This window comes from Thalassospira sp. ABD4_177, from assembly GCF_056160125.1.
In genome coordinates, this window is record NZ_JBSWWO010000003.1 from 189,610 (window position 1) to 207,508 (window position 17,899).

Annotated in this window: 19 protein-coding genes; 9 read left to right on the top strand and 10 right to left on the bottom strand. The window is 54.4% G+C overall.

Annotation, left to right across the window (positions count from 1 at the left end; genetic code table 11):
* Positions 1-26: 26 nt before the first annotated feature.
* Positions 27-1,070 carry a helix-turn-helix domain-containing protein gene (locus tag ACXAF0_RS16840; protein ID WP_475346990.1) on the bottom strand — a complete coding sequence of 348 codons (1,044 nt, stop codon included), beginning with the start codon at positions 1,068-1,070 and terminating at the stop codon, positions 27-29.
* 411 nt (positions 1,071-1,481) lie between these two features.
* Here ACXAF0_RS16840 and ACXAF0_RS16845 point away from each other — a divergent pair, with 411 nt between their 5' ends.
* Both ACXAF0_RS16845 and ACXAF0_RS16850 read left to right on the top strand, forming a co-directional pair.
* Positions 1,482-1,964 carry a hypothetical protein gene (locus tag ACXAF0_RS16845; RefSeq protein WP_475346991.1) on the top strand — a complete coding sequence of 161 codons (483 nt, stop codon included), beginning with the start codon at positions 1,482-1,484 and terminating at the stop codon, positions 1,962-1,964.
* Between the two features lie 284 nt (positions 1,965-2,248).
* Complete coding sequence (locus tag ACXAF0_RS16850; RefSeq protein ID WP_475346992.1) at positions 2,249-2,824, top strand: hypothetical protein; 576 nt, start codon at positions 2,249-2,251, stop codon at positions 2,822-2,824.
* Positions 2,825-2,849: 25 nt separating this feature from the next.
* Here ACXAF0_RS16850 and ACXAF0_RS16855 read toward each other — a convergent pair whose 3' ends face one another.
* A complete protein-coding gene (locus ACXAF0_RS16855; RefSeq protein WP_475346993.1) occupies positions 2,850-3,650 on the bottom strand; it encodes an AraC family transcriptional regulator in 801 nt (266 codons plus the stop codon).
* Between the two features lie 153 nt (positions 3,651-3,803).
* Here ACXAF0_RS16855 and ACXAF0_RS16860 point away from each other — a divergent pair, with 153 nt between their 5' ends.
* A complete protein-coding gene (locus ACXAF0_RS16860) occupies positions 3,804-5,072 on the top strand; it encodes an MFS transporter (protein WP_475346994.1) in 1,269 nt (422 codons plus the stop codon).
* A 45-nt stretch (positions 5,073-5,117) separates the two neighbouring features.
* Here the strand turns inward: ACXAF0_RS16860 and ACXAF0_RS16865 are convergent, their stop codons facing one another.
* The gene (locus ACXAF0_RS16865) at positions 5,118-6,059 is read right to left on the bottom strand and encodes an IS110 family transposase (RefSeq protein ID WP_475346995.1); all 942 of its coding nucleotides are present in this window, start codon (positions 6,057-6,059) and stop codon (positions 5,118-5,120) included.
* A 278-nt stretch (positions 6,060-6,337) separates the two neighbouring features.
* Positions 6,338-6,778, bottom strand: a complete 441-nt coding sequence (locus tag ACXAF0_RS16870; protein WP_475346996.1) for a GcrA family cell cycle regulator — start codon at positions 6,776-6,778, stop codon at positions 6,338-6,340.
* Between the two features lie 198 nt (positions 6,779-6,976).
* Between ACXAF0_RS16870 and ACXAF0_RS16875 the strand changes: the two genes are divergently transcribed.
* From ACXAF0_RS16875 to ACXAF0_RS16885, 3 genes are all read left to right on the top strand, one after another.
* The gene (locus ACXAF0_RS16875) at positions 6,977-7,639 is read left to right on the top strand and encodes an NnrU family protein (RefSeq protein ID WP_475346997.1); all 663 of its coding nucleotides are present in this window, start codon (positions 6,977-6,979) and stop codon (positions 7,637-7,639) included.
* Between the two features lie 126 nt (positions 7,640-7,765).
* Positions 7,766-8,227, top strand: a complete 462-nt coding sequence (locus ACXAF0_RS16880; RefSeq protein WP_475346998.1) for a methylmalonyl-CoA mutase — start codon at positions 7,766-7,768, stop codon at positions 8,225-8,227.
* 113 nt (positions 8,228-8,340) lie between these two features.
* Positions 8,341-8,823, top strand: coding sequence for a hypothetical protein (locus ACXAF0_RS16885; RefSeq protein WP_475346999.1), 483 nt, complete (start codon positions 8,341-8,343; stop codon positions 8,821-8,823).
* A 92-nt stretch (positions 8,824-8,915) separates the two neighbouring features.
* Here the strand turns inward: ACXAF0_RS16885 and ACXAF0_RS16890 are convergent, their stop codons facing one another.
* The 5 genes from ACXAF0_RS16890 to ACXAF0_RS16910 all read right to left on the bottom strand — a co-directional run bounded on the left by ACXAF0_RS16890 (position 8,916) and on the right by ACXAF0_RS16910 (position 14,353).
* Positions 8,916-9,779, bottom strand: a complete 864-nt coding sequence (locus ACXAF0_RS16890) for an NUDIX hydrolase (RefSeq protein WP_475347000.1) — start codon at positions 9,777-9,779, stop codon at positions 8,916-8,918.
* A 60-nt stretch (positions 9,780-9,839) separates the two neighbouring features.
* Entirely contained in the window at positions 9,840-10,166 is a 327-nt protein-coding gene (locus ACXAF0_RS16895) for a hypothetical protein (protein ID WP_475347001.1), read from the bottom strand.
* A gap of 194 nt (positions 10,167-10,360) precedes the next feature.
* Entirely contained in the window at positions 10,361-10,483 is a 123-nt protein-coding gene (locus ACXAF0_RS16900) for a hypothetical protein (protein WP_417828577.1), read from the bottom strand.
* A 217-nt stretch (positions 10,484-10,700) separates the two neighbouring features.
* Positions 10,701-13,130: a putative bifunctional diguanylate cyclase/phosphodiesterase gene (locus ACXAF0_RS16905; protein ID WP_475347002.1), complete on the bottom strand. Its 2,430-nt coding sequence runs from the start codon at positions 13,128-13,130 to the stop codon at positions 10,701-10,703.
* A gap of 194 nt (positions 13,131-13,324) precedes the next feature.
* Positions 13,325-14,353, bottom strand: a complete 1,029-nt coding sequence (locus ACXAF0_RS16910; RefSeq protein WP_475347003.1) for a M23 family metallopeptidase — start codon at positions 14,351-14,353, stop codon at positions 13,325-13,327.
* Positions 14,354-14,555: 202 nt separating this feature from the next.
* Between ACXAF0_RS16910 and ACXAF0_RS16915 the strand changes: the two genes are divergently transcribed.
* A complete protein-coding gene (locus ACXAF0_RS16915) occupies positions 14,556-15,323 on the top strand; it encodes a sterol desaturase family protein (RefSeq protein WP_475347004.1) in 768 nt (255 codons plus the stop codon).
* On the opposite strand, the gene ACXAF0_RS16920 is transcribed toward ACXAF0_RS16915, so the two are convergent.
* A complete protein-coding gene (locus tag ACXAF0_RS16920; RefSeq protein WP_475347005.1) occupies positions 15,324-16,115 on the bottom strand; it encodes a class I SAM-dependent methyltransferase in 792 nt (263 codons plus the stop codon).
* 240 nt (positions 16,116-16,355) lie between these two features.
* On the opposite strand from ACXAF0_RS16920, the gene ACXAF0_RS16925 reads away from it, so the two are divergent.
* Complete coding sequence (locus ACXAF0_RS16925; protein ID WP_475347006.1) at positions 16,356-16,793, top strand: MaoC family dehydratase; 438 nt, start codon at positions 16,356-16,358, stop codon at positions 16,791-16,793.
* Positions 16,794-16,931: 138 nt separating this feature from the next.
* The gene (locus ACXAF0_RS16930) at positions 16,932-17,888 is read left to right on the top strand and encodes a bifunctional riboflavin kinase/FAD synthetase (RefSeq protein WP_475347007.1); all 957 of its coding nucleotides are present in this window, start codon (positions 16,932-16,934) and stop codon (positions 17,886-17,888) included.
* The last annotated feature ends 11 nt before the right edge of the window (positions 17,889-17,899 follow it).

Sequence of the window (17,899 nt, forward strand, 5' to 3'; positions counted from 1 at the left end):
ACGCCTTCAGCCAGAAGTCCGTCGCATTACAGGGAATGCAGCCACTTTTCATATCGGGTGTCGCGCTGTCCATCACTGGTCTCGGGCAGATCAATGCGTCCGGCCTGGGCGTTCCGCCTGAAATCACCGGGGGTGATGTCGTACTTTTCACGAAACGCACGAATAAAGCTGGTGTCGCTGGAAAAACCGCATTCAAGCGCAATGTCATAAAGAGACCGCTTGCCCTCGGTCGGGGACGCGAGCAGCGCCATCGCGTGGCGCAATCGCAAATCCCGGATAAACCGATAGACGCCACCGTGATCTTCCATCAACTGATAAAGTTTGGACCGCGATATCCCCAGTTCCCGGGCTGCACGGTCAGGCGTCAGCTCGGGCAGGGCGAAGTTTTTTCGGAAGTAGCGCCGCACCATTGCCATGGTTTCGAGGTTTTGGCGTTTATGCGATGTGTCGGACGTTTCGCCCTGGGCCGCGTTCAGACAGGCGGCGAGCATTTCGACAAAACTGTTTTCGAGAACGCTTGCCTGTTGCGGGCTAAAGAAATGTGCGTTTTCCTTGAATGACAGCATCATGCTGGTAAGAATTCGTACCATCGGATCACGCGGGCTTAAAAACCGCATATTGTGATCTTCCGGCAGGGTCAGGCGACTTTCCAGAAGCTGCCTTGGAAAAATCATGACGAGATTGTCAAAGTCGGTGGTGACAGCATTGGCAACCTGTGACAGGTCCTGAAACAGCAATCCGCCATGCGCAAGGGTCTCGCCGTCCTTTCCTTCTTCGGATGACATCCCGCCACCATAGAAATACTGCACCATGTAATGGTCCATGCCGTCGGCAGCGATACCTGATGAGCTGCGTGACCAGAACTGATGTTTGCTAACAGTCCGCGCCAGCATCATTGATCCCACAAGGTCAGCATCAACTGTCGCATGGAAATCGTTCTTGCGGATGTCCGGAAGGGTTTCGACATCAAAGATGCAGTCAATGCTGCTTTTCCAGATCTCATAACGCACTGACATAGGAAGGTCATTGACGGTGAAAAAGGTGTGCGTATTCGCTTGTGCATCTGTCATTCCTGATCCCCGGTTTTGCTATATTTGCAAACAACGCTACCTGCGCCGGTCATTCTGGCAGTGCATGCAGAACGCAGCGAATACCAGATGCGTTCTATATTAGATCTATTTCAACCAATGCGTCAAAGCCCAAAAGGTATAACTATACTTATCAATTGGTCACAAACACTGAGGCGTCCGCAGCGTCACAAAGGTCAGGTGCCTTTGGTCCAGGTTCGCATACGTAAAACCAATGATTGATGATATCTTGGTCTGATGATTTGGACTCTTTGCATATTCTTTTGGACGCGTGGTGCATTGGGCCTCTGATCCGCATGCTAAATACATGCAAAATTCAACCGTCCTCTGATGAAAAAAAATAACGAGGACGGGTTCGATCAGTGTGACGTGATATCTTCTCTGGGGGAGAATATGGATCTGATTGAGATGCCGTCAGTGCGCGTGAAATCACGCACCGACATTCGAGATTGCGACCGCCCAGAAAGGGCCGGGCCGTCAAACGTGCCAGACGCCAAAGCAGCGAATGCGAGCATTACCGGTTTACCTGAAATCCCCGATACGGAATTTGGTGGCCCTGATTGCGAAACGCTTGCGCCGCTCGCACGGATGATCCTTGTGCTTGAAGGCATGCGGTCCTGCGCCAATGACAAGACCTTGTCGGCAGTGCCCGGCGATACCAATGAAATCATAGGTGCGGACGAAGCTGCGACGAAGCAATCTGGCGCCGAAACCGGATGGGCTTTTGGTGTTCTGGCGGAAATGCACAGCATGTTCGAACGTGACTGGTCGCCGGAGCCGATCAAACACCACAGTGCAAGGCTGTTTGGCACGACCATCATCCCGGTGAACGATACAGTCTCTTCAAGCGGCCATTCGGAAACCCAGCGAAGCTAGGTTCTGCTCCCAGTATCCCGAACCTGATCACACGATCTCCTTGGCGCGCATGCATATGTCTGGCGCCAGAAGGCGTATTCACGGTGCCGAATTGATGCGTTTTATCCACTTTTTGGATGATTTGTATATCGATTTGGATGGAATGTGTATTTCACCAGTAAAATTTTGGGTAGAATTGTGTGCAATAATAAGACACATGTCCGTTCACAGAGTGGGAAGATCTGCGTTCATGTAAGGACATGAATATCAGTGAAGCTTAATTTTATTCTCTGGGGTTAGAGGTGATGTCTTGTGTACCGCATCCGGCACGCCGGAAGGGAGAAGTCAATTGTAGCGGCACGGGCCGTGATTGGGGCCCGAACAGCCATATTCTTCCGGGACGTCGTGTGAATGAGCCAAATCATCAGGCATGGAAATATCTGGTCGAAAGCGACCCTCAGGATGATGCGCCCGCTCCTACGGCGATGGATGGCATGTTCTCCGACTATATTGACGAAGCATCGGTCGCGGTAACGCGCACCTTCGAAGACAGTTTCAGAATGCTGAAGTCGGTGATGGAAATGATGGCCTTTATCGAAGGTCTTCGCGTCATGCGCCATGACGGGCCGGTCGCAGCCAAAACCGATAAACGCCTTGATCGTCTCAGCCATGACTCATCTTCCAAGCAGCAAGACCAAAGTTCGCCGCACCAACAAAACGGTTGGTCATCAGAATTGATGGTTCAGCTTCACAACATGTGCGCCAAAGGGCAGAAACCGCGCCCCGATCATGTCAACGTGACAGAAAGCTACGGAATGTATCTCGAACCTGAACACGAGATACTGCCGCCAGAACCACGGGTGACCAGATACAAAAACTAGGCGCTGAGCCGGAAACAAGCCGCCCTTAACTGAAATAGCCGCCCGGCGTGCGCCCGGTGGCCTTGCGAAACATGGCGATAAAGGCCGACGGCGTTTCGTATCCCAGATCAAGGGCGATTTCGGTCACCGGGCGATCATTGGCAAGCTTTTCCAGGGCATGCAGCAGACGAAGTTTTTGCCGCCATTCGCGAAATGGCATGCCGGTTTCACGTTGAAACAGGCGGGCCAAAGTGCGGCTGGATGCGCCGCAAGTTTTTGCCCAATCCTCAAGCGTGCGGTTATCGGCCGGGTCGCCCTGCAAATGGTCGCAAATGCGTGCCAGTCGGGCATCCTTGGGCGCGGGCAGGTGAAGCTTGTCCTGTTCCGGTGCCTTGATCTGATCCAGCAAAACGCGGATCAGGCGACCTTCTTCACCGTCCTCATCATATTCCACCGGAATTTCTGTGGCCGCGCGGATCAGTTCACGCAAAAGCGGGCTGACCTCCAGGACCATGCACCGATCGGGCAGCTTCGCCAATACATCCCGACCGATATAAAGATGGCGCGCCCGGGTAAAGCCGGCACAGGTCACAGCATGTTGCGTATGGGGTGGCACCCAGACGGCGCGTTGTGGCGGCACGACCCACATCCCGGCTTCCGTGACCACGGTCATGGTGCCTTCAAGCGCATATAAAAGCTGGTTCCAGTCATGGCTGTGTGCCGCAACGTGGTAGCCAGCGGGCATATCACTGACCCGGACATAAACCGCACGTGGCAATTCGCGGGGGCGGGGGATCTTGTTGTGGTGTTCCGGACGCCCGTCAAAGGTGTTGAGGATATGAACCATGCAGCGGAAGACTCAAAATGTCCTGATTGCGATATATTATGGCAGATTACCGCAAGACAGACGGGTCGGACAGGTTTAACGTGGTCGCATTCCAAAACGTACAAGATGTGACACGGTCGTCGCCACCAGAGCGACCCTGTCCCGGGAGTTGAAATGTCCAAGGAAATCATACCGGAGGCCAGCAATCACGCCGCCCCACTTGGTGATACCAATAACGGTTCCACAGCCCCGGTCTATAAGGGCTGGCGCAATCCGGAAGTCCTGCTGATCGTAATGGCGGCGGCCATGCCGCTGTCCTTTTCGACCTGGATGGCGCTTTTGAATAACTTTTCGGTCGAAATGGCCGATTTCACCGGGCGCGAGATCGGCATTTTGCAGTCCTTGCGTGAAATTCCGGGCTTCCTTGCCTTTACCGCGATCTTTGTCTTGTTGATCCTGCGTGAACAGACATTTGCGGTGATCTCGTTGCTGGTGCTTGGCATTGGCGTTGCGATTTCGGGCTATTTCCCAACCGTGATCGGGCTTTATTGCACGACGGTTTTAATGTCGATCGGCTTCCATTATTTCGAAACCATGCAGCAGGCATTATCTCTGCAATGGGTGCGCAAGGACCGCACCGCCATGGTTATGGGCCGCCAGCTTTCCGCCAAATCAATCTCGTCGCTGGTGATGTTTGGCATGGTCTGGGTGATGCTGGAAATCTTTGCCGTTGAGTATCGCTATGTCTATCTGTTTGGCGGTGCGCTGACGATCATCGCAGCCCTGTTTGTCTGGGGGGCTTTCCCGAAGTTTTCGGATGCCCATCCGCAAACTAAGAAGTTGATCTTGCGTAAACGCTATTGGCTTTATTACGCGCTGACCTTCATGAGCGGGGCGCGTCGTCAGATCTTTACCGTCTTTGCCGGCTTCCTGATGGTTGAAAAGTTCGGCTATGACGCCGCGACCATTACGCTGCTTTATCTGCTCAATCACGTGATCAACATGTTCCTCGCGCCAAAGATCGGCAAGATGATCGGCAAATGGGGGGAGCGCCGTGCGCTGGTGTTTGAATATGCGGGCCTGTTCATCGTTTTCGTCTCCTACGCCTTTGTCGAGAACCATGTTCTTGCCGGTGGGCTTTATGTGATTGACCATCTGTTCTTTGCGCTGGCGATTGCCATCAAGACCTATTTCCAGAAGATCGCCGATCCGGGTGATATCTCCTCGACCGCCGGGGTCAGTTTTACGATCAACCATATCGCGGCTGTTTTCATTCCGGCGGCCTTCGGGTTGCTGTGGCTGATTTCGCCGGGGGCTGTGTTCCTGGCAGGGGCTGCCATGGCATTTGTATCACTCGTTCTGGCATTCAATGTGCCGCACGATCCGGAGCCGGGCAATGAGGTGGTCAAGGGCTACAAGTCTTCGCATCTTCAGCCTGCCTAAGGGCGAAGTGAAGGGCTTGCGCCCATAAACAAAAAAGCAGCGGTATTAACCGTCAAGTATTAAAGCATAGTGGTCACGCATTCTCGCATTGAGGATCGTGACCATTTTTCTGACGACGGCAATGACAGCAACCTTTCCGGGTTTTCCGTTTTCAGTCAGACGCTTATAGAAGTCGCGCAGCAGCGGGTCGAAGCGTATTGCCGGTAATGCGGCGTAGTAAAGAGCATTGCGCACTTCCATACGTCCGCCGCCAATCATTCTTTTGCCCTGGAACAGACCGCTATCTCTGTTGATCGGGGCGACACCGACCAACTTTGCAATCTGCCCTTTTTCAAGCAATCCGATCTCGGGCAATTCAGCGATCAGCACACAGGCGGTTACAAAACCCACTCCCTTCTGGGTCAACAGAACATGTAATATCGCCGTCAATTCCGGGGATGTGTCTACACACTCGCGCATCAGCTTCTCGACTTCCTGTCTCTGACGGGTGAGGAAGTTGACGGTTTCCTCGATCAGGGCCCGAGCCGGATTGTCAGGCTTTTCAAGCCGGTTCTTCTCCTGGATCAGCATGTGTGTAAGTTGGCGCCGACGGGCAACAAAATCAGCGAGTTTATAGCGGGCTTCATCTGTTCTGGCCATCAGGCGCGGCGACATGCGTTGGCCGTAATCAGCCAGTACAAAGGCATCAATCCTGTCTGTTTTGCTCAGGGTTCCTGACGCTTTGGCAAAGTGGCGGATCAGAAGGGCATTGACCTTTGAAACAGGTAATTGTGCAGCTTGCAAAGCTCGAACCAGAAGGCGTTGATAGCCGCCGGTTGGCTCCAGAACAATCCGCTCCAGCCCCGGGAAAGCCTGCAGTCTGGCGATCAGGTCTGCAATCCCGGTTTCTGAATTGGCAAAGCGCAGGGTGTGTTTGTCTGGTAAAATGCACAGATCAAGCGAGGATTTTGATACATCGATACCAACAAAACGGGTAGTATAAGACACGGCAATGTCCTCCTTATACTCGAGCGTCAAAGCTCTTCCAGCGGTTCGACAATGCCTCCAGAGACCGTGAGTGTTCAGCTTTTTTACGGATGTAAAAATCCAAGGCCGCATCAACACCTCACGGATCCGGGAGTCTGCGTATACGCAGACTCCCAAATAAAAAGAGGCACGAACATCATACCAAATGTTCGTGCCTCTCAATGTATAAGGCCGCCCACATAAAGGGCGGCCTTTGATCTTTGTTGGCATCTGATGATGCCCTATCGCAAGGATGCGACTTATTTCTTGTTTGCTGCCTGAGGGCCTTTGCCGCCAGCGCCACCCTGCTGTGCAGGGGGATTGTCTTCGCGCGGGTTTTTGCCGTTCAGGTACGCCTGCGCGCAATGCTCGTCACAGTAAGGCTTGCCCGGGATGATTTTCTTGCCACAGAAATGGAAGTCATCATCACCCGGATCGCCGAACGGCCAGCGGCACATGCCCGGACCCAGATCAAAGATCGAAATGCCTTTGGTCTGCTGTTTGGGGGCCGGTGCCTTTTTCTGTTCTGCTTCCTCGGCACGGCGCTGGATCGGGGACGGGCGCTTGGGCAGGCCAAGGCGATGCGCCTTGCCAACAACGGCATTTTTGCCGACGCCAAGTTCCTCACCGATGCGTGCCGTGGTCCAGCCCTGATTCCAGAGCGAGGTCAGCAATTCAATCTTTTCCGGCGTCCAGCTCATTTCGAGTATATTCCGTATTTCTTTGTCTGCCGTCGAAGTATTCCACGGCAAGGGCTTGTTGTTCGATGTCAAACAGGGATACAGAGGTATCGCCTAATATCGTGTAACGCAAGGGTCTTGGAGATTCGCATCCCGTCCCGTCTGCGCGAACAGGGCAATTTGCATGTTGAAGCCACAATGTAAAGAGGGGATCGTGTTTTGACCGGGTTTTTCATTGCCATTGCGGTTTTCCTGGCAGGCCACATTATACCCGGCCTGCTGCGCGAAAGGCTTGTCGGTCTCATCGGCTATCGCCCCTATATTATCGGCTTCTCGATCCTGTCGATTTTCCTGTTTGGCCGGGTGGTTTACGAGGTTCTGGTCGCGGAGTCGTTTTTGCTCTGGGACCATCAAACCTGGCAGGCACAGCTTCTTATTGTTGTGATGTTGCCTGCCTGTATTTTGTGGGCCTGTGCCATTCTTCAACCCTGTCCGCTGTCGATCGGTCGAAAAACCGGGTTTGATCCGGTAAGGCCCGGCATCAACGGGTTTTGCCGACATCCGCTATTGTTTGGCATGATCATCTGGGGGATCGGGCACATGATTGCCAATGGGGATTTGGTCGCGGTCCTGTTCTTTGGCGGCAGTGCAGCTTTTGCCCTGATCGGTTTCTGGCGGATGGAAAAAATCCGTCTGCGGGATGTCACGCCGGATCAACGTGCGATCTGGCTGGGGGCGACCCAGCGTTTTGCGCCGTCCGGCTTGCTGCGCGGTGCGGTTCGCTGGCAGGACCTTCTGGCCGGTATCATTCTTTATGTCATTCTGCTTGGCGGGCATGGCCATGTGATTGGCGTGGATCCGCGCATGATGGCGGGCTGGTAACGCACTTCTTATTGCAACGCTTGTCAGGCAAGGCTCTGACAGGGATACTGTGGGATACGGCGCAGGGCATCTGCGCTGGCCGCTTTGCCGTGTTGGATGGCAAAGGGCAGTTTCAAGCGAGGTAACATGACGTCTCCTCAACTTGCGAGCAGTCTGGCCAAATTTGCCGAAATGGAAGGCCGCCACCCGCGGCTTCTGCTGGCAACCGCATCCTCCGTCGAAGAAAAGCACGACAAACATGTCGCAACCCTGTTTGCCGATGGCGGGTTTGATGTGGATGTCGCCCCGCGTCATTCCGATGCGCAATCCATTGCCCGGCAGGTGATTGATTGTGATGCGGATATGCTCGTTCTGATCAGAACATCCCTGACGTCCGAAGATCGGGTCAGTGTTGCCGATCTGATTTCATCACTTGATGCGCTTGATGCTGCATATGTCAAAGTCGGCATTGTTGGCCATGCCGATGATCCGGCCGCAGGCAATGTCGATTTTGTCTGTGATCTTGAACATCTGCAGACAAGCGATTGCGAAGCGCTGATTGACTATATTTTGGCAGTTGAAGAAGGCCGGGTTGCACAACATATTTAGAACGTTGATAAAATCCGCCTCAAACCGGGGCAATGTTTTCGAAACTCTTTGGGCGCATAATGATGCATAATAGTTGCACCCCAAGACGGGATGTTTAATCAAGGGATGAATGTATGGGATTGCTCAAGGAAACGCTGATGCGCGTCTTTGTCGGCAAAAAAGGCCGGGATGCGATTCAGGCATATAATGACGCACAATCCCTTCATGTGCGCGACAGTGCGACGGCGGAAAAGACTGCCGCACAGGCACGTCAGGCGCGCCGCATCGAAGATCGCGCCCTTGCTCATCAGGACGAGGGCATGTCGCTTGAAGAAGCCCGCGCGCTTGCCCTTGCCGAAACCCTGACCGAACAGGCCGACGCCCCGCATACCGAAATCATGAAGGCGCTGAATGCGGCCGATGCCAAGCTTGCCAAAAAGAAAAGCAAAATCTCAACGCCCGAGGACGAACGCCGTCAGGAACTGATTGCCGAGGCGGTCAAGGCACTGCGCAACAAGCAAGGCGATCTTGATAAGCTTGATCCCGATCTTCGTGCCAAACTGACCGTCATGGCGGTTGGTGCCCTGATGGGCGGGCCGAACACGCCGCGTCAGTAAACCGCAAGGTCGATGGTCGAGAAACAGATGGCACCACCCGGTCGGGCTGGTGCCTTTTTGTTTGCCGTGATCATGAAGCGACGGGGTGGGGCTTATGGCTCAAGACTCCGGTGCAGGCCGGTGACAAGTTCGCCGTAAGACGGCTCGTTATCCGCGCTCAGATACCCATGGCGGATCAGGAAATCAATCACCACCAGCGCGCAGTTGAACTTGAAATCAAAGCCGGTGCGGACCATCTCGGCCACCTCGGAGATGGGTAGAAGGTCAAACCGTTCGACCTCACCATCAGCGCAGTGCGGGACAAAGTCTTCGGGCAATTCCAGATCGAAATTGACCATGATGTCGGGCTTCAGGCCTTCGGCGGTTTCATACAGATAGGATACAGTGCCGATCGCGATGACGTTTTCGGCCAAGCTCGCCGGAATGCCGGCTTCTTCGGCGCATTCCTTGATCATGTTTTCGCGAAAGTCAAGCCCGGTCGGTTGGCCGCCAGCCACCATATTGTCGAGCATGCCGGGATAGGTAGGTTTGTCCTGTGCGCGTTTGGCGATCCACATGTGAATGCCATCGGCCTTACGAACAATGCCGTTCATATGCACACCCCAGGACCGGCAGCCGAAATAGGGCATGGCAAACCGATCCAGCTGACAGAGCGGATCATCGGCAAGGCGATTGCGGATATCAAACTTCTCGCCGTGAAGGCGCTTGATCACACCCTGTTTGCACAGGGCCTCGGTCGCGTCGATCAGTGTCTGGTTGCGCTGATCGATGGTTTTGATCTGTGGTCCAAAACCATATTCGCCGTTTTCATCGCGGATAAAGCTGTCGCCCAGCCCGGTCAGGGCGGTGGCAAATTCTGACCGGATCGCCCCGACCGGAAGATTGCCAATGCGAAAGCGGGCATAGCGCGACAGATTGGCGTTGTTGCACGCGTGGATGTGATCAAGATAGGCCAATTCGGAACTCCTGTCGGCAAGGGCGCTGCGATTTGCTGCAGCGCCACGTGCCCGGACAGCCTACGCGCTAAGTGCGGAGTTTGAATAGCCCTTTTCCGAGGTCAGAACCGTATTGACGTGGATGATCTGGCGCAGGCAGCGGGCGATATGTTCAGCGACCTTGGTTTCAAGTTGCTGGACCTGGATATCGATCTGCAATTCTTCGTAACCCCGCAGCCCGTCGGCAACGGTGGAATGCCAACTGGCCAGAACAAGGTTGCGTTTGGCAAACAGTTCCAGAACGCGCGGCATCACGTCCGGTTCGGCAGCGGCGTGAACGGAAAAACAGTAAACGGATTTTTGGGTATGTGCGTCGTGGGTGGACGCAGCAAATGCATGATCGGTCATGACAATGCTCACAGATATTCAGTGCATCAAAAAGGCGAACAGATACGTCCCGGCGTCCTTAGACAACCGGGCTGATAATTCGCGCAATGATGACTGAAACAATGCTGTGATGTGTCATGAAGCTATTTAAAGAAGGGTCTTTTCAAAACCGGTCGGTTTGAAAGGGGACGCAAATGATGAAAGCGAAGGCTGGATCAGAGAACCAGAAGCGATGCGATCACGGCAAGAATGGTACCGGCGAACAGGATTTCCATCGAACGGGCGATCTGCTGTTCACGGGCAATGGCGATTGCAACGGCTTTGCGCTTATTCATCATGTTTACTCCGTCTTCTGACAGGTAGTGGCAATGTGCAGGTCTCAGCACAGTCCAAATATAGGCAGGCAAAAGGGCGAGTTACAAGTGCTGTGAGTCAAAAAACGTCAAAAAACTTTCAACCTCATGGAAAAGGTCACGTTTTTGATCGTTATTTTGTCACAAATTCCCACGGGTCGGATTTGCTGATGGCATTCCGCGGCCATGTGCCGTCCGTTTATCAAACCGTTTCGAATCCACGTCCCCGATTCGTCGGGGTTTCCGCGGGTTCTGTTGGATTGACGACGTGCCAGTAATCGATGATCGGTTTGGGATGACCGTATTTGTAACCCTGAACAGAGCGGCAATCATGATCGGTCAGGAAGGTTGCCTGCTCGTCAGTTTCAACCCCTTCGGCAATGACATCAAGATGAAGGTCACGGCCGAGATTAATCACGGCACGAACGATCGCGATGGCCTGGTCGTTGCTGATCAGCTTCTTGATAAAGGACTGATCGATCTTGATTCGGTCGACCGGGAAGTTCTGCAAGGTCGCGAGCGATGAATAGCCGGTGCCGAAATCATCCATGGCAATCCGCACACCAAGTCTTTTGATGTCAGACAGGATCTTCATCGAGCGCGCCGGATTATGAATAAGCGCTGTTTCGGTGACTTCCAGCTCAAGACGTTTCGGGTCCAACCCGGTTTCACTCAGGATTTCAGCCACCAGTTCCGGCAGTTCATGTTTTTGAAGTTGCACGGCCGACAGGTTCACCCCGGTGCCCAGCGGGTTTTTCCAGCGGGCGGCTTCCTGGCAGGCGGTCCTCAGTACCCATTCACCCAGCGGCACGATCAGGCCGGTTTCCTCGGCAATCGGGATGAAACGACCTGGCGGAATGGATCCCATTTCCGGATCGGTCCAGCGCAGCAAGGCTTCGAATGAATTGATCACCTTCCCGCCGGTATCGCATTGCGGCTGGTAATGCAGTTCCAGTTGGCCGTTTTCCATGGCATTGCGCAGGTTCGAGGAAAGCTGGCGCTTGAAGCGGTATTCTTCATCCATTTCCGGCGAATAGAATACCAGATCATTGCCGCCCGATTGCTTGACCCGGTACATGGCAAGATCGGCGTGGAACAGGATGCTTTCAGCGTCATTACCGTCCGTCGGGTAATGGGCGATGCCAATGCTGGCAGACAGCTTTGCGCGGTGTTCGGTGTTGATAAAGATCGGGATGGCAACGCAATCAAGGATCTGCTGTGCGACTTCGCGCGACCGTGCGATCACACCATCCATGTCCGAACGCGTTTGGTGATGGAGCAGGGCGACGAATTCATCACCACCCACGCGTGCGATGATGACATCGTCTGCAAACAGCTTGGAAAGACGTTCGCCCAGTTCGCGCAGCGCATGGTCGCCGGCAATATGCCCGAAGCTGTCATTAAGCTCCTTGAAGTGATCGAAATCGATACACATCACTGTCGCCGGCGTACCGGTCTCGTCGGATTCCTTTAATGCCTCGCTCAGGCGGTCATTGAAGGTTGTCCGGTTCAAAAGCTTGGTCAGGGAATCATGTTCGGCAAGGAAGCGGATATGATGTTCGGCGGCATAGCGTTCGCGCAGATCACGCAGACCATAGATCACCGTCGCATCGGATATTTCATCGGCGGGAATTTCACGGCGGACAACTTCAACCGGTATTTCGCTGTTGTTGGTCCAGGACAGGTTTGTCTCGACATAGCTGACCTCTCCCGACTTAAACGCCGGCGGCGTATCGGCAAGCCATTCGGCGATGAAATCCTGATCAAGGATGTCGCCACGGCTGACACCCCCTAGTTTCAGGAAGCTGTCATTGGCGTCAATTACCCGGCCATTCTGGGTCAGGACAAGCGCCTCGATCGCGGAATCCCCCAGAATGCGCATGCGGTTGCTGACATGATCGCGAAGCTGGCGATCAACAAGGGCTGTGACAAAGCCGATCGCAATCAGAATGACCGCAACAACGGCCACACCAACCGCAAGATATTCCTGGGAAATAAGCTGGGCCGGGACCGGAACGGTTGGATCAGGGGTAATCACCAATGCGCCCATTGCGCTGAAATGCATGGTCGCAACCGCAATGGTCAGGTTTGCCTTGCCCAGAAGCTTCTGGCGCGCCGTTTGCGCCGAGCGTGCCAGCCAAAGGGATACCATTCCGAACACTGCCCCCATCAGGATGGCTGCAATGACAATATCCATGTGCCAGCTGATGACACCGGGTAGGCTGATGGCTGACATGCCGGTAAAGTGCATGGCCGAAATGCCAAGCCCGACAACAAGCCCGCCGACAATCCGCGACAGGATAAGATGCGGTCCACCAACCGATGCAATTGCAAAACCGATGGTGGTTGCGACAATCGCAATGCCAAGCGAAGCGGCGGTCAGAACCGGCTCATACCCGACCGGCAAAACCGGGTCATAGGACAGCATCGCAATAAAATGCGTTGCCCAGATCCCGCCACCGGTGACCACACCGGTCAGGAACAACCAGGCGATTTTCTGCCGAAGACGCCCGATGCAGGCCCGCGCGTACAGATTGAATGCGGTATGAATGCCGCCCAGTCCGATCAGAAGGGCAACAATGACCAGAACGATATCGTGCTGGTGGGCAAGGCAGTCATAAATTCTGTACATCAACGCGCCGATTTCAAAATTTATGTAATAGTTTCAAATACTATCACATTTTACTGGTGTAATTTTAATTCGGCCTTTGTACGCGAAGCAACCCAAATCGGATTTAGGGCAAAGATGGCTTTGCGCTTTCCGCTTGCACTTACGATACCCCGCCGGGATATCGCAAGTCGATCCGGATGCGTCATTGCGGGTGCCTAGCGAATGACGACGTCGCTTTCACCGATCATGCGCGGGGTGCTGTCACCCCGGGTAAAGGTAATCTCGCCGTGATAGGTCCCGGCAGGCCAGTTGCTTCCGGGGCGATCCATATTGATAAAGAACCACTTTGCCCGCGGGCCGGCATCATTGGGCAGATCGATCGCAAAGTCGCGGTGGCCGCCCTTGCCATCTGGCGTTTGCAGGCTCATGCGGATGACATCACCATCATTGGCACCGATCAGATAGGCCCAGAAATAAAGACCCGGGCTCGTGCTTGGCAGTTCCTGATCCTTGCCATAGCCGCGTTTAAGGTCGGACGCAGTCGGGCGCGCCATTGAAAATCCGTGGCCATAAAGCGTGATCTCGTTATAGCTCAGCTGGGCGCGGGCCCCCGTCGACCAAAGAGCAGCATTTTCAACATTGCAGTCATTGGGCGTGCTGGCGCCCATGGTGGTGCCGCTGAACGGATCAACAAGCTCGCCATCCTTGCGCAGGTTGAAATGCAGGTGCGGGAAGGTGGCCTGGCCGGAAATGCCGATGCGACCAATAACCTGCCCACGGCTGACCCGGTCCCCCTGTTTGACCGCAACCCAGCTGCGGCGCAGGTGGCAATACTGGCTTTGCCAGCCGTCATCATGATCAATCAGGATGCCGTTCCCGCATTCAATGCCTTCGAGGCTGCTGGATGAAACGCGACCAGAGTCGATATCCTCGACCCCTTCACGAAGGGCTCTGACCGTACCACCGGCAATGGCGCGCACAGAGACACCGTCAAGCATGGTGGCCTCATCCGGGATGGCGAAATCCGTGCCGCGATGGCCGTCATATGTCGTGGTGCCGCAGGCGTAATCACGAATTTGCGGGCCCGGATCATGATCGACGTAATGCACGATGTCACAGGTATTGCCGGCACAATCGACCGGAAGATCAAATGGCGGGCCATCTGCATGGGCGATACTGCCAAAGGACAGGGTCGCGAACACCGAAAGAAAGAGTGTCCGAATAGATCCTGATCGTTCTGGCATGAGGCCCCCTGTTATCGAATTTGGTCACGGCACGGTGGCGTTTCAGTGTGAATCGCCTTTCTCTAACATAAAGGTGATCAGACCGCGACGTGCAAGACATTGTTTGTATGTTGCGATATCCGTTATCACTTCAAGATGACAGGTATGAACCCGATCTCATCACGCAAGGCAGGATGAAATGGATCAAAGCGGATTATTTCGGTTGGCAATCTTTGCCGCCATTCTGGCGGTAATGGCCTTGTGGGAGGCGGTCGCACCCTATCGCCCCAAGGAAGCGGTGCGTCGACCCATGCGCTGGCTGACCAATTTCGGCCTGTTGTTGCTCAGTGCCGCGCTTGCACGCTTCACAATCGGGGCGGCGATGATTGCGACCGCCATCTGGGCGCAGGCAAATGGTCTGGGGCTGAATAACCTTGTTGGGCTGCCGGGCGTTCTGGCGGGGCTTGTGACAATCGTCGTTCTGGATTGTGCGGTTTACTGGCAGCATCGCCTGACCCATATCGTGCCGGTCTTTTGGCGGTTTCATCGGGTGCATCACTGCGATACCGAATTTGATGTTTCGACGGCTGTGCGCTTTCACCCGTTCGAGATCGTCGCATCCGCGCTTTATAAATCCTTCTTCGTTCTCATGATCGGGGCCGATCCCTGGGCGGTGGTGGTGTATGAAAGCATGCTGAGCGGCTTTGCCCTGTTTAATCATGGCAATGTGCACCTGCACAAAAGCCTGGATCGTGCCTTGCGCAAGTTGATTGTAACCCCTGACATGCACCGGGTACACCATTCCAGTGTGATGCGCGAAACCAACAGCAACTATGGCAATATCCTGTCAGTCTGGGATCGCCTGTTTGTCAGTTACATTGACCACACCAAGGTCAATGATCACGACATGCAAATCGGCCTTGAAGAATTCCGCGACAAGGACAGTCAAAGCTTGCTGGGTGTTTTATGGATGCCGTTCGGGCGTCGCTGATTACGCCGGAACCACCCCACTGACCGCCATGGCGGATGCCACCAATGATCGGCGCCCATCGGTCTTGCCGCCAAGATAAGCCAGTCGTGTCGCCTGCTGAATTTCATGGGCCATGTCGGCATATTGTCGGTTAAAGAAATTCCGGATCAGGCTGTGTGCGCCCATCAGCGACTGCCAGTAATCATCGAAATCGATGAAATCCATGCGCACGGCAAGCGTTGTTGTGTCGATATCGCGCAATCCGGCATCCGACCAAAGATCATAAAGATCGTCTTCGTCCTTGTAGGGGACGTCAAAAATCTCCTCACGGAGTTTTTCGCCCTCCAACCCGGCCAGAATGGCGGCGGCATCAAGAAACAGGCGGATAAACATCAACCCGCCTGAACGGTCCCAGACCGATGCGGCCACCCGGCCATCAGGCTTGGTCACGCGCACCATTTCGCCAAGCGCCTGTTTCGGGTCTTCCAGATCATTGATCAACAACTGCGAACAGGCGGTATCAAAACTGTTGTCGTCAAACGGCAGGGCAGATGCATCGCCGGTCTTGAGGTCTATGTTTTTCGCTTCTTGGCGCAGGGTGTCAGTCAAATAATCCGGGATCAGGTCAATGCCGACAATCCTTGCATCCGGATAACGGTTTGCCGCGGCCAGCGTCAGGCTGCCGGTGCCACACCCGACATCAATCAGCGCCCCGCAGGACGGCGCAGCAACAAAATCAAGAAAACTCCGCGACAGGCGGCGGCTCCAGCGACCCATGGCAATTTCATAGGTGTCGGCGATTGTATTGTTCATGTGGAGCGTTTCCTAACGGTTTGATTTTTTGAATTATTTTAGTCTGATTTTAGGTGGGTATGTCAGATATGTCGCCGTTTCCGACAATTTCAACCGCATGACAATCGGCCATTCGACGAAATAGGCATTGCCCATTTCAAAAAATGCGCAATAAAATTACAAATATTGCATTGCAAAATAATCATAAGCGCGACATCTGCAGTGTAAGCGAGTGCGCAACAGGCAAAGGGTTCCCAGGAAATGAACGAACGCGACGGACTTCACGGGCTGTATTTCGAAGATCTCGAGATCGGCTTGTCAGCAAGTTATGGCAAGACAGTCACCGAAACCGACATTGTGATGTTTGCCGGCATAACCGGCGATACCAATCCGGTGCACCTTAATCAGGATTACGCCGAAACCACGATGTTTGAAGGCCGCATTGCCCATGGCATGCTTTCCGCCGGCTTTATTTCCACCGTTCTTGGTACTCGCCTGCCAGGGCCGGGCACGATTTACCTGTCCCAGAATTTGCAGTTCAAGGCACCGGTCCGGATTGGCGATACCGTCACCGCACGCGTGACGGTTCGTGAAACCATGCCTGAAAAGAAACGCGCCATTCTGGAAACCAATTGCTATGTCGGGGATCGTTGCGTGATCTCGGGCGAGGCAACAGTGATGGTGCCGTCGCGCAGCTAAGACAGGCAGAGGTGGCAAACCCTGCTTTTTTGTCGGAAAAGTCTTTACGCTTTGGCCTCGCGCCCTATATAGCTGCCTGCTGGATTTGCCGATAATAGGTCGGCAGGCATGGAACGCAGCAAAGAGAGACCGGCGCGAATGCGCGTTTTTCGATCTTTTGAGAACCTGACCGATGATGCGCGCGGCGCCGTTGTGGCGATCGGCAATTTCGATGGTTTGCATCTGGGGCATCAAACGCTTCTGGATCAGGCCCGCGCGATTGCCCGCGATCTCGGTGCGCCGCTTGCCATCCTGACCTTTGAACCTCATCCGCGCATGCTGTTTCGTGCCGATGACCCGCCGTTTCGCCTGACCTCGGCCGAGGACCGCGAAACCGCGGCTGGCAGCATTGATATCGACCTGTTCTATGAGGTCGAATTCAATCGCGATTTCGCCGCCATGACCGCCGAGGAATTCATTGAACGGGTTCTGGTCAGCGGACTTGGTGCCAAGCATGTCGTGGTCGGCTGGGATTTCTGTTTTGGCAAGGGCCGGGCAGGCGATGTCGAATTACTGCGTGCTATCGGGGAAAAATCCGGATTTGGTGTAACGGCGGTGACCGCTGTGACCCATGATAACGGCGTTGTCTATTCCTCAACGGCGATCCGGCAGGCGCTGCGTGATGGACGCCCCGAAGATGCCAAACATTTGCTCGGTCGGCCTTGGGAAATTGGCGGTGTCGTGGCCCATGGCGATGCGCGTGGTCGCACGATTGGCTTCCCGACCGCCAATGTTGCCCTGGGCAATCATCTGCGTCCGAAATTTGGTGTCTATGCCGTCGAGCTTGGCCTGATTTCGGAAAATGATGATACGACTGTGGAACGCTGGGTGCCCGGAGTCGCCAATATCGGCGTGCGGCCAAGCTTTGGCGGCGATGACGAAGCCGGGCTTGAAGCACACCTTTTTGACTTTGATCAGGACATCTATGACCGACGGGTTCGCGTGCGCCTGCACGGCTTTATCCGTGGGGAACAGAAGTTCGATGGGCTTGATGCCCTGAAGGCCCAGATCGCGGCAGATGTAATCGCTGCCAAGGATATTCTCGGCAAGATTTGAATTTGTTGATG

What these genes read in the sequence shown, in the direction of transcription:
- ACXAF0_RS16920 (WP_475347005.1), bottom strand. Translation starts at nt 16,115, where the DNA reads ATGAACAATACAATCGCCGACACCTATGAAATTGCCATGGGTCGCTGG.
- ACXAF0_RS16910 (WP_475347003.1), bottom strand. Translation starts at nt 14,353, where the DNA reads ATGCCAGAACGATCAGGATCTATTCGGACACTCTTTCTTTCGGTGTTC.
- ACXAF0_RS16895 (WP_475347001.1), bottom strand. Translation starts at nt 10,166, where the DNA reads ATGACCGATCATGCATTTGCTGCGTCCACCCACGACGCACATACCCAA.
- ACXAF0_RS16925 (WP_475347006.1), top strand. Translation starts at nt 16,356, where the DNA reads ATGAACGAACGCGACGGACTTCACGGGCTGTATTTCGAAGATCTCGAG.
- ACXAF0_RS16885 (WP_475346999.1), top strand. Translation starts at nt 8,341, where the DNA reads ATGGGATTGCTCAAGGAAACGCTGATGCGCGTCTTTGTCGGCAAAAAA.
- ACXAF0_RS16860 (WP_475346994.1), top strand. Translation starts at nt 3,804, where the DNA reads ATGTCCAAGGAAATCATACCGGAGGCCAGCAATCACGCCGCCCCACTT.
- ACXAF0_RS16855 (WP_475346993.1), bottom strand. Translation starts at nt 3,650, where the DNA reads ATGGTTCATATCCTCAACACCTTTGACGGGCGTCCGGAACACCACAAC.
- ACXAF0_RS16840 (WP_475346990.1), bottom strand. Translation starts at nt 1,070, where the DNA reads ATGACAGATGCACAAGCGAATACGCACACCTTTTTCACCGTCAATGAC.
- ACXAF0_RS16930 (WP_475347007.1), top strand. Translation starts at nt 16,932, where the DNA reads ATGCGCGTTTTTCGATCTTTTGAGAACCTGACCGATGATGCGCGCGGC.
- ACXAF0_RS16845 (WP_475346991.1), top strand. Translation starts at nt 1,482, where the DNA reads ATGGATCTGATTGAGATGCCGTCAGTGCGCGTGAAATCACGCACCGAC.
- ACXAF0_RS16905 (WP_475347002.1), bottom strand. Translation starts at nt 13,130, where the DNA reads ATGTACAGAATTTATGACTGCCTTGCCCACCAGCACGATATCGTTCTG.
- ACXAF0_RS16870 (WP_475346996.1), bottom strand. Translation starts at nt 6,778, where the DNA reads ATGAGCTGGACGCCGGAAAAGATTGAATTGCTGACCTCGCTCTGGAAT.
- ACXAF0_RS16900 (WP_417828577.1), bottom strand. Translation starts at nt 10,483, where the DNA reads ATGATGAATAAGCGCAAAGCCGTTGCAATCGCCATTGCCCGTGAACAG.
- ACXAF0_RS16880 (WP_475346998.1), top strand. Translation starts at nt 7,766, where the DNA reads ATGACGTCTCCTCAACTTGCGAGCAGTCTGGCCAAATTTGCCGAAATG.
- ACXAF0_RS16850 (WP_475346992.1), top strand. Translation starts at nt 2,249, where the DNA reads ATGTCTTGTGTACCGCATCCGGCACGCCGGAAGGGAGAAGTCAATTGT.